At 74.8% G+C, this 13709-nt stretch carries 8 protein-coding genes; 2 read left to right on the forward strand and 6 right to left on the reverse strand.

Translation table 11 applies throughout. The annotated features are described in order from the left end of the window. Positions 1–2: 2 nt before the first annotated feature. The 6 genes from ACGFMM_RS14910 to ACGFMM_RS14935 all read right to left on the reverse strand — a co-directional run bounded on the left by ACGFMM_RS14910 (position 3) and on the right by ACGFMM_RS14935 (position 10554). Positions 3–4643 carry a beta-ketoacyl synthase N-terminal-like domain-containing protein gene (locus tag ACGFMM_RS14910; RefSeq protein ID WP_393646612.1) on the reverse strand — a complete coding sequence of 1547 codons (4641 nt, stop codon included), beginning with the start codon at positions 4641–4643 and terminating at the stop codon, positions 3–5. Beyond that, complete coding sequence (locus ACGFMM_RS14915; protein WP_393646614.1) at positions 4640–6529, reverse strand: amino acid adenylation domain-containing protein; 1890 nt, start codon at positions 6527–6529, stop codon at positions 4640–4642. The genes ACGFMM_RS14910 and ACGFMM_RS14915 overlap by 4 nt, the downstream gene beginning before the upstream one ends. Then, on the reverse strand, positions 6519–8189 hold the full coding sequence (locus ACGFMM_RS14920; protein ID WP_393646616.1) for a condensation domain-containing protein: 1671 nt from the start codon (positions 8187–8189) through the stop codon (positions 6519–6521). The genes ACGFMM_RS14915 and ACGFMM_RS14920 overlap by 11 nt, the downstream gene beginning before the upstream one ends. Beyond that, positions 8186–8980, reverse strand: a complete 795-nt coding sequence (locus ACGFMM_RS14925) for a thioesterase II family protein (RefSeq protein ID WP_393646618.1) — start codon at positions 8978–8980, stop codon at positions 8186–8188. Before ACGFMM_RS14925 ends, ACGFMM_RS14920 begins: the two co-directional genes overlap by 4 nt. Before the next feature lie 202 nt (positions 8981–9182). Further along, positions 9183–10187 carry a LysR family transcriptional regulator gene (locus ACGFMM_RS14930; RefSeq protein ID WP_393646620.1) on the reverse strand — a complete coding sequence of 335 codons (1005 nt, stop codon included), beginning with the start codon at positions 10185–10187 and terminating at the stop codon, positions 9183–9185. 163 nt (positions 10188–10350) lie between these two features. Beyond that, positions 10351–10554, reverse strand: coding sequence for an MbtH family protein (locus ACGFMM_RS14935; protein WP_393646622.1), 204 nt, complete (start codon positions 10552–10554; stop codon positions 10351–10353). Between the two features lie 229 nt (positions 10555–10783). On the opposite strand from ACGFMM_RS14935, the gene ACGFMM_RS14940 reads away from it, so the two are divergent. Both ACGFMM_RS14940 and ACGFMM_RS14945 read left to right on the forward strand, forming a co-directional pair. Then, positions 10784–11605: a methyltransferase domain-containing protein gene (locus tag ACGFMM_RS14940; protein ID WP_393646624.1), complete on the forward strand. Its 822-nt coding sequence runs from the start codon at positions 10784–10786 to the stop codon at positions 11603–11605. A gap of 133 nt (positions 11606–11738) precedes the next feature. After that, complete coding sequence (locus ACGFMM_RS14945; protein ID WP_393646626.1) at positions 11739–13574, forward strand: APC family permease; 1836 nt, start codon at positions 11739–11741, stop codon at positions 13572–13574. Positions 13575–13709: the final 135 nt, after the last annotated feature.

Consider the following 13709-nt stretch of genomic DNA (forward strand, 5'->3'; position numbering starts at 1 on the left):
GGTCATCCCTCCTCCTGCAGCTTCGCCTCGGCCTCGTCCGCCGACAGGCCCTCGACCTCGCGCAGCAGCGCCTCGAACTCGTCCAGGCCGATCGCCTCCGCCTGGTGCGCCCGGATCGCCGCGGCGAGCCCCTCGACGGTCGGCGCCTCGAAGACCGCGCTCATCGGGAAGTCGCCGTGCGCCTGGCGCAGCCGGCTCACGATCTGGATCGCGAACAGGGAGTTCCCGCCCAGCTCGTAGAAGTCGTCGTCGGGTCCGATCGGCGAGATCCTGAGCATGTCCCGCCACATCCGGGCCACCGACTGGGCGAGTTCGTCGTCCGGCCACACCGCCGCCGGGTCCCAGGCGTCGTCCGTGCCCGGCCCGTCGCCGCCCAGTGCGTCGGTGAACGCGGTCGCCGACAGGTTCGTCCCGTCGGCCAGCACGTCCTGGAAGTCCGCCCGGGAGACCACGACCTGCGGCAGTCCGCCGTCGAGGGCGGCCCGGGCGAGGGCCAGGCCCTCCGGCACCGGCACACCCTGCTCGCGGCGGAGCCGTTCGTACAGCGCCCGCACCTCCGGCAGGCCCGCCATCTGCTGCTCGAACCAGTCGTCCCACGCCCACTGGGTCACGTCGAACGCGACGGCCCGGCGGCCGCCCGCCGCCGCGGAAGGCGCGTAGGCGTCGAGGAACGCGGCGGCCGCGGTGTTCTCCGACTGCCCGAAGCCGCCCGTGATGCCGGTGGTCGCCGAGCCCAGCAGCAGGAACGCCTGCGGCTCGTCCGCCAGCAGCTCGTCCAGCAGCAGCGTGGAGCGCACCCGCACCGCGAGCACCGTCTCGAAGTCCGCCCGGGACTTCAGCGCCACCAGGCCCGAGCCCCGCGCCTTCGGGAAGTGCAGCACTCCGCGCAGCCCGCCCGGACCGAACAGCTCCCGCGCCTCCCGCACGACCGCCCGCGCCTGCTCCGGGTCGGCGAGGTCCGCCTCCCGGTACGCCGCGCCCTCCGCCCGCAGCGCCGCGAGCCGCGCCGCGTGCTCCTGCGCGGCCGGGCCGGCCGGGTCCCCGGACGGCTCCGGTCCGCCGACCAGCAGCAGCCGGGCGCCGGACGCCGCCAGGTGCTCGGCGAAGCCGAGCCCCGCCTCGCCGGACACCCCGGTCACCAGGTGGCCGCCGCCCTCGGACCACGCCCGCTCCGCCGGCGCGAGCGGGACCGGCGCGTAGGCCCGCCGCAGCCGCAGCCCGCGCCGGTACGCCACCGGCGACTGCGTGTCCGGGCCCGCCAGTTCGGCGAGCAGCGGGCCGACGAGCGACCCCTGCCCCGAACCGAGGCTCACGTCCACGACGCGGCAGGTCAGCCAGGCGTACTCCTGGGGCAGCACCGTCACCGCGCCGTGCACCGTGGCCCGCTCGGGCAGCACGACGGCGGTGCCGTACGCGTCCTGGAGATCGTCGGTGAGGACGTCGATCCGCACCGGGCGGTCCTCGCCGGACGCGTCCAGCGCCTGCACCAGCCCCACCAGGGCGTGGAACCCGCGGTCCAGCGCCTCGGCGTGCCGCGCGGAGACGTCCCGGCCGCGCACCGCGCCGGGGTCGGTGACCGGCCAGGCGTGCAGCACGCGGTCGACCGCCAGGCCGTCGGCGCGCAGCTCGCGCACGACCCTCGGCAGGTCGTCGGCGTGCGCCGGGCCGGCCGTGAACGCGTGGTCGGCGGTACGGGCGTAGCCGGCGCTCCGCGCGACGGTGACGACCGTGTGGCCCTGCTCGCGCAGCCCGGCCGCGAGCGCGTCGGCGAGCCCGCGGGCGTCGGCGAGCACCAGCCAGTTCTGCGGGTCCGTCGTCGCCGGCCCCGGCGGCGGAGCGGGGTGCCACACCGGGGTGTACGTCCAGCGCGCCGGGTCGGTGCGGACACCGGCCGCCGCCGTTGTCTCCACGCGCGGCAGCAGATGGCTCGGCCCCCGGAACGGGTAGGCGGGCAGCGGGACTCGGCGCCGGGCGCGGCCGTGGTGGAGCGCCGCCCAGTCGACGGCCACGCCGTGCCGCCACAGCTCGCCCAGGCCCTCGCGCAGCGTGCGGCCCTCGGCCGGGGCCGCCGCCCCGCGCGGGCGGGGGAGCAGGGTGACCACGGGCCGGGGCTCGGTGTGGCTGCGGACCAGACCGGTGAGCTGACTGCCGGGGCCCGCCTCGACCAGGACGGCCGGGCCGCGCCGGGCCAGCGTGGACACGCCGTCCGCGAACCGGACCGGCTCACGGGTGTGCGCCACCCAGTACGCGGGGTCGGTGGCCTGTTCGTCGGTGATCCAGGTGCCGGTCACATTGGACAGGAACGGGATCGACGGCTTGCGCAGCGTCACCGAGCGCAGCACCTCGGCCAGTCCGGGCAGCGCGGGCTCGACCAGCCGGGTGTGGAAGGCGTGCGAGGTCTCCAGCGCCTTCACGGCCACGCCCCGCTCCCCCAGCGTCCGGCGGGCCGCGGCCACTTCCTGCGCGGTGCCGGCGATCACGCACGAACCGGGCGCGTTGACGGCGGCGATCACGGCGCCCGAGCCCTGCACCGCCTCGGCGGCGGCCGTCTCGTCGAGCAGCACGGACAGCATGCCGCCGGGCGGGGTCTCCTGCATCAGCTCGGCCCGCCGGGCCACCACGCGCAGGGCGTCCTCCAGGCCGAACACCCCGGCCAGGCAGGCCGCGACGAGTTCGCCGAGGCTATGCCCGGTCATCGCATCCGGCCGTACGCCCCACGACTGAAGGAGCCGGGCCACGGCGTAGTCGACGCAGAAGACGGCCGGCTGGGTGTAGCGCGTCTGCCGCAGCCGCTCACCCGCGCCGCCGCCGGCATCCTCGCGCGCGACAGCCTCGCCCGCGCCGCTCTCGTCCGTCGCGAAGACGACCTCGCGCACGTCCCAGCCGGTCAGCGGCGTCAGGATCTCGGCGCAGGCGTCGAACGCCTCGCGGAACACCGGCTCGGTGCGGTACAGCTCCGCGCCCATCCCCGCGTACTGGGCGCCCTGCCCCGGGAAGAGAAAGACCACGGCGGGCGCCTGGCCCTCCGGCGCCGCCGGCTCCGTGGCGGCCGCGGGCCCCCGCAGCGCGGCCACGGCCTCGGCGCGGCCGGAGGCGACGACGGTATGGCGGTGGGGGAGGGCGCCCCGCCCGGCCTGGAGGGTGTACGCGGTGTCCGCGAGCCCCGGACCGGAGCCGGCGTCGAGCGCGTCGGCCAGCCGGTCGGCGGCGGCCCGCAGGTCCTCCGGCGTCCGCGCCGACAGCGGCAGCACCTGCCACCCGCCGGCGTCGTCCGCGGCGGCCCCGGCCCGGGGCGCGGCCTCCAGGACCACATGGGCGTTGGTGCCGCCGATGCCGAAGGCGCTCACCCCGGCGCGGGGCGGTTCGGCCGTCTCCGGCCACGGCAGGCCCTCGGCGTCCACCCGGAACGGGCCCTTGTCGAGTGCGAGTCGCGGGTTCGGCGCGGTGAAGTGCGCGGTCGGCGGGATGTGCCGGTGCTCCAGCGCCAGTGCGGCCTTGATCAGGCCCGTGACCCCGGAAGCCGCGTCCAGATGGCCCACGTTGGACTTCACCGAGCCCAAGTGCACCGACCCGGCGGGCAGTTCCGGTCCGAACACCTCCGTGAGCGCCTGCACCTCGATGGGGTCGCCCAGCGGGGTGGCCGTGCCGTGCGCCTCGACGTACTGGACCGAGCCCGGCTCGACCCCGGCCACCGCGAGGGCCTCGGAGATCACCTCCGCCTGCCCGCGCGCCGAGGGGGCCGTGAAACCGATCTTGTCGGAGCCGTCGTTGTTGACCGCAGAGCCCCGGATCACCGCGTGCACGTGGTCGCCGTCCGCGACCGCGTCCTCCAGCCGCTTCAGCACCACCACGGCCACGCCGTCACCCGACACCGTGCCGCTCGCCCGCACGTCGAACGGGCGGCAGCGCCCGTCCTCGGAGAGGATCGCCCCCTCCTCGTACCGGTAGCCGCGCGGTTCCAGCTCCCGCACCGCCACACCGCCCGCGAGCGCCAGGTCGCACTCCCGCGAGAGCAGCGACTGCACCGCCAGGTGCACGCCCACCAGCGACGACGAACAGGCGGTCTGCACGGTCATACTCGGCCCGGTCAGCCCCAGCTTGTACGAGACGCGCAGCGCCGGCATGCCCGGGTCGTTGCCGATCCCCACCTGGATCTCGTCCGACACCCGGCCGTCCGGTCCGTCCTGCGGGACACGCTCGCGCTGGTAGCCGTTGCCCGCGACGCCCGTGAACACACCGGTCCTGGCGTCGTGGGCGCCCGCCGGGTACCCGGCGCGCTCCAGCGCCTGCCACGCGGTCTCAAGCAGCAGCCGGTGCTGAGGATCCGTCAGCTCCGCCTCGGAGCGGGACATCCCGAAGAACGCCGCGTCGAACCGGTCGTAACCCTCCAGCGGATAGCCCGACTTGACCAGCGCCGGGTCCTCCAGCTGCGCCTGAGGCACCCCGGCGGCGAGCAGTTCCTCGTCGGTGTACCGGGTGGCGCCGTCGGCGCCCGCCACGACCAGCCGCCACAGGGCGTCGACGTCGGGGGCGCCGGGGAAGCGTCCGCTCATCCCGATGATGGCGACGCTCTGCTCCGGCAGCTCCGTCCCGTCCGGCAGCTCCGTCCCCTCCGGCACCGTCACGTCCGTCCGCTCGGTCATGCCTTCCCCCTGTCGGTGTCGTCGTGGCGTGCGGCGAGCAGGTCCTCCAGACCGCTCGCGAGTTCCCGTACGGTCGGGCGGTCGAAGAGCATCCGCAGGGTCACGGGCGCCCCGAGCCGTTCCTTGGCCATGGCCACGGCCTGGGTGGCCAGCATCGAGTGGCCGCCCAGCTCGAAGAAGTCGTCGTCGAGACCCACCCGGTCGACCGACAGCAGCTCGCCCCAGAGGGCGGCGAGGGTCTGCTCCACCGGCGTGGCCGGCGCCGCGAAGTCCGTGCCGAGCTCCGGCCGTACGGCCTCCGGCGCCGGGAGCGCCCGCCGGTCCGCCTTGCCGTTGACGGTCAGCGGCAGCCGCTCCAGGGCCACGAACACGTTCGGCAGCATGTACTCGGGGAGTGTCCGGGCCAGGTGTTCCCGCAGGTGCGAGGTGTCGGCGTCGCCGCCGGGGCCCGCGGCGGCCACCCAGTACGCCACCAGGCGCGGCTCGCCGGCCGTGTCCCGGTCCACGACCGCCACCGCGTCCCGCACCGCCGGATGCCCGGCCAGCGCGTTCTCGATCTCGCCGAGCTCGATCCGGTGACCGCGGATCTTCACCTGGTGGTCGAGCCGCCCCAGGTACGCGTGGTCGCCGCCCTCCGGCGAGCGCCGCGCGCTGTCGCCGGAGCGGTAGCGACGGGCGCCCGGCACGTCCGCGTCGGGATCCGGCAGGAACCTTTCCGCGGTGAGCGCCGGGCGGCCGAGGTAGCCGCGGGCGACGCCCGCCCCGCCCACGTACAGCTCGCCGGGGGTCCCGGCCGGGGCCTCCAGGCCGTCCGCGCCGATCACCCGCAGCGACCAGCCCTCGAACGCCCCGCCGATCACGGACTCGGCGCTCTGAAGATCCGCCGCGGTCATCCGGCGGTACGTGGAATGCACCGTCGTCTCGGTGATCCCGTACATGTTCACCAGCTCGGGGCAGGCGTCGCCGAGCCGCTCCAGCCACGGCCGCAGCGACTCCGGCGGCAGCGCCTCACCGGCGAACACCACCACGCGCAGCGCCAGTTCGGCGGGCTTCTCGCCGCGCTCGACCAGCTCCTCCTCGTACCGCACGAGCTGACGGAAGGCGGCCGGCGTCTGGTTGAGGACCGTGACCCCCTCGCGGTGCAGCAGCGCGTGGAAGTCCTGCGGCGAGCGGCGCGTGTCATCCGGGACCACCACCAGCCGGCCGCCGTGCAGCAGAGCGCCCCACAGCTCCCACACCGACACGTCGAACGCGGCGGACGAGAACATCGACCACACGTCGTCCGCCCCGAACCCGAACCGGTCGCGGGTGCCGGCGAGCAGCGCGGTCACCTGGCGGTGCTCCACCATGACGCCCTTCGGCGCGCCGGTCGAACCGCTCGTGTAGATCACATAGGCGAGGTTCGCCGCGACCGCGCCCCCGTCGGACGGGGCGGAGTCCGGGTACCCGGACAGATCCGTGCCGTCCGGACCGGTCAGCACGGTGACCGCCGTGCCCGCGCCGCCGTCGGCCCGGTCGGTGACCAGGACCCTCGCCTTCGCGTCGGCGAGCATGAACGCCCGGCGCTCCGCGGGGCTCGCCGGGTCCACGGGCAGGTACGCCCCGCCCGCCTTGAGCACCGCCAGCAGCGCCGTGACCAGACCGGTGGTCCGCTCCAGGCAGACCGCCACCGGAACCTCGGGGCCGACGCCCAGCGACCGCAGGTGATGGGCGAGCCGGTTGGCGTCCCGCTCCAGCTCCCGGTAGGTCAGCCGCCCGTCGGGGCCGCTCACGGCGACGGCCTCGCCGCGCAGCGCCGCCTGACGCTCGAACCACCGGTGCAGGGTCGGACGCCCCGGTGCGCCGGCGGCCGGCGTCGGCGCGGGGACGCGTTCGTCAACGGTCAAGGTCGGTCTTCCTCTCGTGGCCGTAGCCGTGGCCGTGGGCGTGGGCGTGGGCGTCAACGGGTGAGCGGAGCGCGGGCAGTTCGGCGACCGGGGCGTCCGGGGCGGCGACGGCCGCCGCGAGGACCCGCTCGTACCCGGTGAGCAGCAGGGCCGCCGTGTCCGGCCCGTACAGATCGGTGTCGTACTCCAGGGACAGCTCCACCGCGTCCCCGCCGCGCTCCTCCACGTACAGGCTCAGGTCGTACTTGGCGGTGTCCTGCGGTCCGGTCAGGTCCAGTTCGCACGGCCCGAGGCCCGCGAACACGGGGGGCCTGCGCTCGCCCAGGTAGCTGAACATCACCCGGAACACCGGCATGAAGTCCCGGCCGCGCCGGGAGACCAGCGCCTCGACGAGCCGGTCGAAGGGCAGCTCCTGGTGCGCGGCGGAATCCAGCACCGCGGCCCGGGTCCGGCCGACCAGCGCCCGGAAGTCCGGGGCCCCGTCGAGCCGGGCCCGTACCGGCACCATGTTGATCAGGCAGCCGACCAGCTCCTGGAGCTCGGCCCGGGTGCGCCCGGCGGCGGGGATGCCCACCGTCATGTCCTCGGCCCCGGACCAGCCGGCGAGGAGCGCGTACAGCGCCGCCAGGTGCGTCATGTTCGCGGTCGCCCGCTCGGTGCGCGCGAAGGTCCGGACGGCGCGCACCAGTTCGGCCGGCAGGAGGCGAGCGGCGACGGCGCCGCGGAAGCTCTTGGAGGCCGGTCTCGGGCGGTCCCTGGGCAGTTCGGTGGGGCGAGGGTCGTCGCCGAGGACGGCGCGCCAGTGCGCCACCAGGGCCTTCAGCGCGTCGCCGTCGAGCCGCTCGCGCTGACCGGCGGCGAAGTCCGCGTACTGCAGGGTCGGTGCGGGCAGTGCGTCCGGCGTGCCGTAGAGGACGCCGAGTTCGTGGAAGAACCGCTCCACCGACGCGCCGTCGACGGCGACATGATGGAACGTCGCGACGAGCCGGTGCTCCTCGGGCCCGAGCCGCACCAGACGGGCGGCCAGCGGCGGCTCGGACGCCAGGTCGAACACCCGCCGGGCCTCCGCCGCGGCGATCCGCCGCGCCTCCGCCTCCGGGGCGCCGGCGTCGGACACGTCGGTGCACGGCAGCGGGACCGGCGCGGGCGGGGCGATCACCTGGTGCGGTACGCCGGAGGGCGCCGCGTACGTGGTGCGCAGCACCTGGTGGCGGGCCACCACCGCGTCGAGCGCCCGCCCGAGCGCCGCGCGGTCGAGGGCGCCGCGCAGCCGCAGCACGGTGGGGATGTTGTAGAGGGTGCTCCCGGGGTCGAGCTGCTGCATGAACCACAGGCGCTGCTGGGCGAAGGACAGCGCGGGCCGCGCGTCCGGCTCGTACGGGACGGTCCGGGGCCCCGGACCGGAGGAGGGCGCGGCGACGGGTCCCTTCATGGCGGCGTGGACCACCGCGGCCATGCCCTCCAGTGTTGCCGCGGCGAGGAGTTCGGCGGCGGGGACCCGGACACCCAGCTCCTCGTCGAGCAGTTCGGCGAGCCGCTGTGCGGTCCGCTCATCGCCGCCGAGCGCGGCGAATTCGGCGCCGGGCGCCGGCTCGGGCGTGCCGAGCAGCTCCGACCAGAGCCGGGCCAGTTCCTCCACGACGAATCCACTGGAGGTCATGCGAACGCGATCCCTTTCCGGGCGGTGCGGACGGTCTGCTGCAGCCGGTCGAGGAAGGGCCGGGGGAGGGACCCGAAGTAGAAGTGGCCGCCCTCGAAGCGGTGCACCTCGACGGTGCCGCCGGCAGCGTGACGGCCCCAGAGGGCCGCGTCCGCCGCCGGGACGTCCGGATCGTCGTCCGCCGCGTACACCGAGACCGGGCACGGCACGGTCGCGTCGGGAGCGGCCCGGTAGCGGGTCAGGGCGGCGAGGTCGGCGCGGAGCGCGGGCAGGACCAGCTCGATCAGTTCCGCGTGCTGCGCCACGTCGGCGTCGGTGCCGCCCAGCCCCAGCAGCCGGGTGAGGACCTCCGTGTCGCTCTGCCCGGCGAGTCCGTCCCCCAGGGCCCGGCGGGCCTCCGGGTGGGAGGGCGCGGCGCAGGCCGACGCGACGAGGGCGGCGGGCTGCCCGGCGGTGCGGTGCAGGCGCCGCGCCGTCTCGAAAGCGACGATCGCCCCCCTGCTGTGCCCGAAGAGCACGGGCCGCTGCACGCCGCGGGCGACCAGCGCCCGGGCCACCGCGTCGGCCAGCCACTCGACGGACGGCGCCGGTTCCTCGAAGAGACGTTTCTCGCGCCCCGGGTACTGGACGACGAGCGTCTCGACATCGGGGGCGAGCGCCGCCGAAATGCCGTGGTAGTAGCTGGCCGCGCCGCCGGCGTGCGGAAAGCAGACGAGGGTGTGTTCCGCGGAGACACGGGGATGAAAGCAGCGGAGCCAGCGATCCGCTTCCCGTTCCCCCGGGTGCGTCACGGCGATTCCCCGGGAATGCCGTCGGTGCCCGATTCGTGGTGTACGCTGCCGCCCAACATGCGTACAGGCAGCCCTGGTTGCCCGAGCGTCCGCCGCATCATGCCCCCGAATGTGTGTGCGGTAAATCGCCGATCTTGGGATCGCTCACAGCCTTGATCATGATGATCGGCAGGGTCAATCGATCACGGAACGGCGTTTCCGATCACAGGCATCGAAGAATTCGATCGGTCCGCTTTCTCCTCTGTGAAGCCGGAGCCGCGGCGGGTGCCGAGGTCGGACACAGAGCGGACGCCGCGGTCGTCTGTTCCACGAACGCCCGCATGGAGCGGCTGACCTGCCGACTGCGCCGCCAGGCGATCTGGGTACGGACCGTGAACGGCACGGGCCAGTCCAGCGCCACGAGACTTCCCGCCGCCAGCCCGTCCGCCACGGCGAACTCCGGCACGACGCTGACGCCCAGGCCCGCGGCGACCCCGCGCTTGATGGCCTCGACGGTCCCGAACTCCAACAGCGTGGACGCGGACCGGCCCGCGGAGCCCGCCAACTCGGCCTCCAGCAGCCCCCGGTAGCAGGCCCCCGGCTCCGGGACCAGGATCGGGGACGACACCAGATCTTCGGTGGCCAGCCCGCACGCCCCGGCGAGCGGATGTCCGGGCGCGGCGATCGCGACGAGCGGCTCGTCCCGCAGGACCTCGGTGCGCAGTCCGGAGTGCTCGGTCCGCGCGTCCATGAACACCCCCAGGTCCAGCGTGCCCTGCCGCAGCGCCTCGCGGATCTGCCCGCCCGGCGCGGCCCGCAGCGAGAGCCGCAGCAGCGGGAACTGGTGGTGGAAGTACTCCAGGACCGGCGGCATCCGGTACGAGACGAGGCTCTCGATCGCGCCGACGCTCAGCAGTCCGGCGGGCTCGGCCCACCCGGCCGTCCGCTCCCTGGCCTCGTCGACGAGCGCGAGGATGCGCTCGGCGTAGGGCGCGAGCTGCTCGCCGGCCGGAGTGAGCCGCACCTGTCCCCGCGAACGTTCGAAAAGATCGACGCCCAGGGACGCTTCGAGATTCTTGATCTGACTGGTCACGCTGGACTGGGCGTAATTCAACTCGGCGGCCGCCTTCGTGAAACTGCGCAGTGTGGCGACGCGGTGGAATGCGGCGAGCTGGCGCAGGTCCAAAGACCCGGCGGCCCGGCCGGGCCGATTCAAGGGCAAAGCCACCGGCTTGTTCCCTTCACGGCGGGGCGGGCAAAACGAACACGGAACATGACGAATCCTCGGAACGTAGAAGTGGCCGAAAACAGTGGGGGCGCAGCGCAACGAAAAGCGGGTGCGCCCGATTTCGGCACACCCGCATGCGTCCTGTCTGCCGCCGCGCGGTTCGTCAGCCGGCGGAGCTCCGCCGCACGCTCAGCGGCCGCTGGTCGGTCCAGACCTCCTCGACAAGGGCCAGGCACTCCTCCCTGGCCCCTGCGAACCCGGCCTCCCGCCAGCCCGCGGGCAGCTCGCGCCCTTCGCTCCAGATGGAGTACTGCTCCTCGTCGTTCACCACGACCACGTACCGGCCGTCCACATCCGTGCCCTGCACTGTGCTTCCCCCTATGCGACGGACTCGCTTGCGAAACCCCTTCAGCCTGTGTGCCCCGCACCACGGCGGACAAGATCCTTTTCGGCAAAGCCGCACGGCGCGCCTCGGTCGCCCCGGCGTGGACCGGTGGAAGATCGGTGGAGACCGGTGGGGCGGGCGTCGCACGCCCGCCCCGTACCCCCCGCCGCCTGAGAGGTTCGCCCATGGTTACTGCGCACGGAGCGGCGGCATGACGGCGGCGCCGGGCTCCGGCCGCTACGGCGAGGCCGTGTTCCGCCCCGGGCAGGCGGGCGAGGGCGAGCGCATCGACTACGGCGCCCTCGTGTACGACGACCTCACCATGGCACGGCTCCGGGCCCTCGGGCCCGGAACGGGCTGGCACTGCCTGGACGTCGGCGCCGGCACCGGCACGATCTCCCGCCGGCTCCTGGAGGAGGCCGGAGCGGCGAGCGTCCTCGCCGTGGACCGCGACGTCCGCTTCCTCGCCGCACGCCCGGTCCCCGGGCTCGACGTGCTGGAGGCCGACCTCACCGCCCCGGACTTCGCCCCCGGCCGCTTCCGCCTCGTCCACGCCCGCTTCGTCCTCATGCACCTGCCCGAGCGCGAGCGCCTGATCGCCCGGCTGGCCGACCTCGTCGAACCCGGCGGGATCCTGGTGCTCGGCGACGCGGTGGACCTCACGAGCGACCGCGCGCCGGCCACGCCGTACACCGTGGTGATGCGGGCCATGTGGCAGGGACTGCGGACCGCCATCGGCACGGACGTCTCCTGGGTTCCCTCGTACCCGAGCCTGCTGCGCGAGGCCGGGCTCACGGACGTCGCCGCCGAGATCCACGTGCCCCCGCTGCAGCCGGGCAGCCCCCTCAGCCGCTTCTGGGCCGACACCTGGCAGCGCAGCCGCGAACCCATGCTCGCCACCGGCCTGGTCGACGACGCCGCCGTCGACGCCGCCCTGCGCTACCTGGACTCCGACGCCTGCGCCGCCCTCTCGGCAGGGCTGCTGACCGCCTGGGGCCGCCGGCCCCGACAGCCCGCCCCCGCGCGCCCGTAGCCCCTCGTACGGCGGGTTCGCGTCAAGGACGTGTACGGAGCGGGCCGCGCGGCGTCAAGGGCGCGTGAGGGCGAGCGGCGCGGGGCGGACGCCACCCCACCATGGGCGGACCAGCCTGAAAGGGAACACGTACATGGCCGTCCTCACTGCCGCCAACGGCACCGCACCCAGCTCCGAAGAGCCTCCTGATACCGGCGCCCGCCACAAGCTGACGACGGTCACGGGACTCGCCGCGCTCTCGCTGGACGCCATGGCCTCCGTGGCGTACGGACCCGAGGCCATCGTCCTCGTCCTCGCCGCGGCCGGCGGCTACGGGCTCGGGTTCACCCTCCCCGTCACGCTCGCGATCGCCGCGCTGCTGGCCGTGCTCGTCGCCTCGTACCGCCAGGTCATCAGGGCCTTCCCGGACGGCGGCGGCTCGTACGCCGTCGCCAAGGCGCACCTCGGGCGCCGGACGAGTCTGGTGGCGGCGGGCTCCCTCGTCCTCGACTACGTGCTCAACGTCGCCGTCGCCGTCACGGCCGGCGTCGCCGCGCTCACCTCCGCGTTCCCGGCCCTCTACGACGACCGGCTGTGGATATGCCTGGGCGTCCTCGTGCTCATCACGGCCGTCAACCTGCGCGGCATCGTCGACTCGGCCCGCGCCTTCATCGTCCCGACCGCCGTCTTCATCGGCGCGATCCTCGTCCTCATCGCCGTCGGCCTCTTCCGGGACGCGCCCGTGTCCACCGCGGCCTCCGCGGGGCACGCCTCCGTCCTCGCCGACAACGCCACGACCGTCGGCGCCCTGCTGCTGCTCAAGGCGTTCGCCTCCGGCTGCTCCGCCCTGACCGGCGTCGAGGCCATCGCCAACGCGGTGCCGTCGTTCCGCGCCCCGGCCGCCCGCCGCGCGATGCGCGCCGAGGTCGCCCTCGGCGCCCTGCTCGGCGTGATGCTGATCGGCCTGTCCGTGCTGATCTCCCGCTTCGGGCTGCAGCCGGTCGAGGGCGTCACCGTCCTCGCCCAGCTCGCCGACGCCTCGCTCGGCCACAACTGGGCCTTCTACGTGATCCAGTTCGCGACGATGGTGCTGCTGGCGCTCTCCGCGAACACCTCCTTCGGCGGCCTGCCCGTCCTGCTGAAGCTGCTCGCCCGCGACGACTACGTCCCGCACGTCTTCGGCCTCAAGGCCGACCGGCAGGTGCACCGGCACGGCGTCGTCTGGCTCGCCGTCGTCTCCGCCGCGCTGCTGGTGTTCTCCGGCGGCGACACCAACACGCTCGTCCCGCTCTTCGCGATCGGCGTGTTCATCGGCTTCACCATCGCCCAGGCCGGCATGGTCCTGCACTGGCGCGCCACCCGGGAGTGGGGCAAGGCCACGCTCAACGGCCTCGGCGCGCTGCTCACCGGCGTCTCGGCGATCGTCGTGACCGCCACCAAGTTCCACGACGGCGCCTGGCTCGTCGTGATCGCCCTGCCGCTGCTCGTCGCCGTCTTCGAGGTCGTGCACCGGGCGTACGGCCTGATCGGCGAGCACCTCGGCCGCGGCCGCATCCCCGAGCCCCCGCACCGCGAGCGCTCCCTCGTCCTCGTGCCGGTCTCCTCCCTGACCCGGCTCACCAGTGAGGCCCTGACCGCCGCCGTCTCCCTCGGCGACGAGGTCCGCGCGGTCACCGTCTGCCACGCGGACGCGGAGGACCGCGCCGAGACCGAGGCCCTGGAACGCGACTGGGCCCTGTGGAACCCCGGCGTCGAACTGGTCCGCCTCCCCTCGGAGCGCCGCTCCCTCGGCCGGCCGATCACCGCGTACGTACGGAAACTGGCCGCCGACGACCCGGGCGCCCGGATCACCGTGCTCATCCCCGAGACGGAGCCCGAACGGCTCTGGCAGCGGCTCCTGCAGAACCAGCGCGGCGCGGTCGTCGCCCACGCCGTCCGCCGCGACACCGACGCGGCCGTGTGCCGGCTGAGGCTGCGGCTCGCACCCTGAGGCACCGCGGTGGGGGGGGGGGGCCGCCCCCCCCCCCCCCCCGCCGGCGGGAGGCCGCCAAGAGGGTCCGAGAGCCCCGGCGGGCGGCCGAGTACGGTGAGAATAACCCCCCCCCAAAAAGCGCAACCAGCCAAC

Origin of the sequence: Streptomyces sp. NPDC048604 (assembly GCF_043199435.1) — a bacterium.
Classification (GTDB): domain Bacteria; phylum Actinomycetota; class Actinomycetes; order Streptomycetales; family Streptomycetaceae; genus Streptomyces.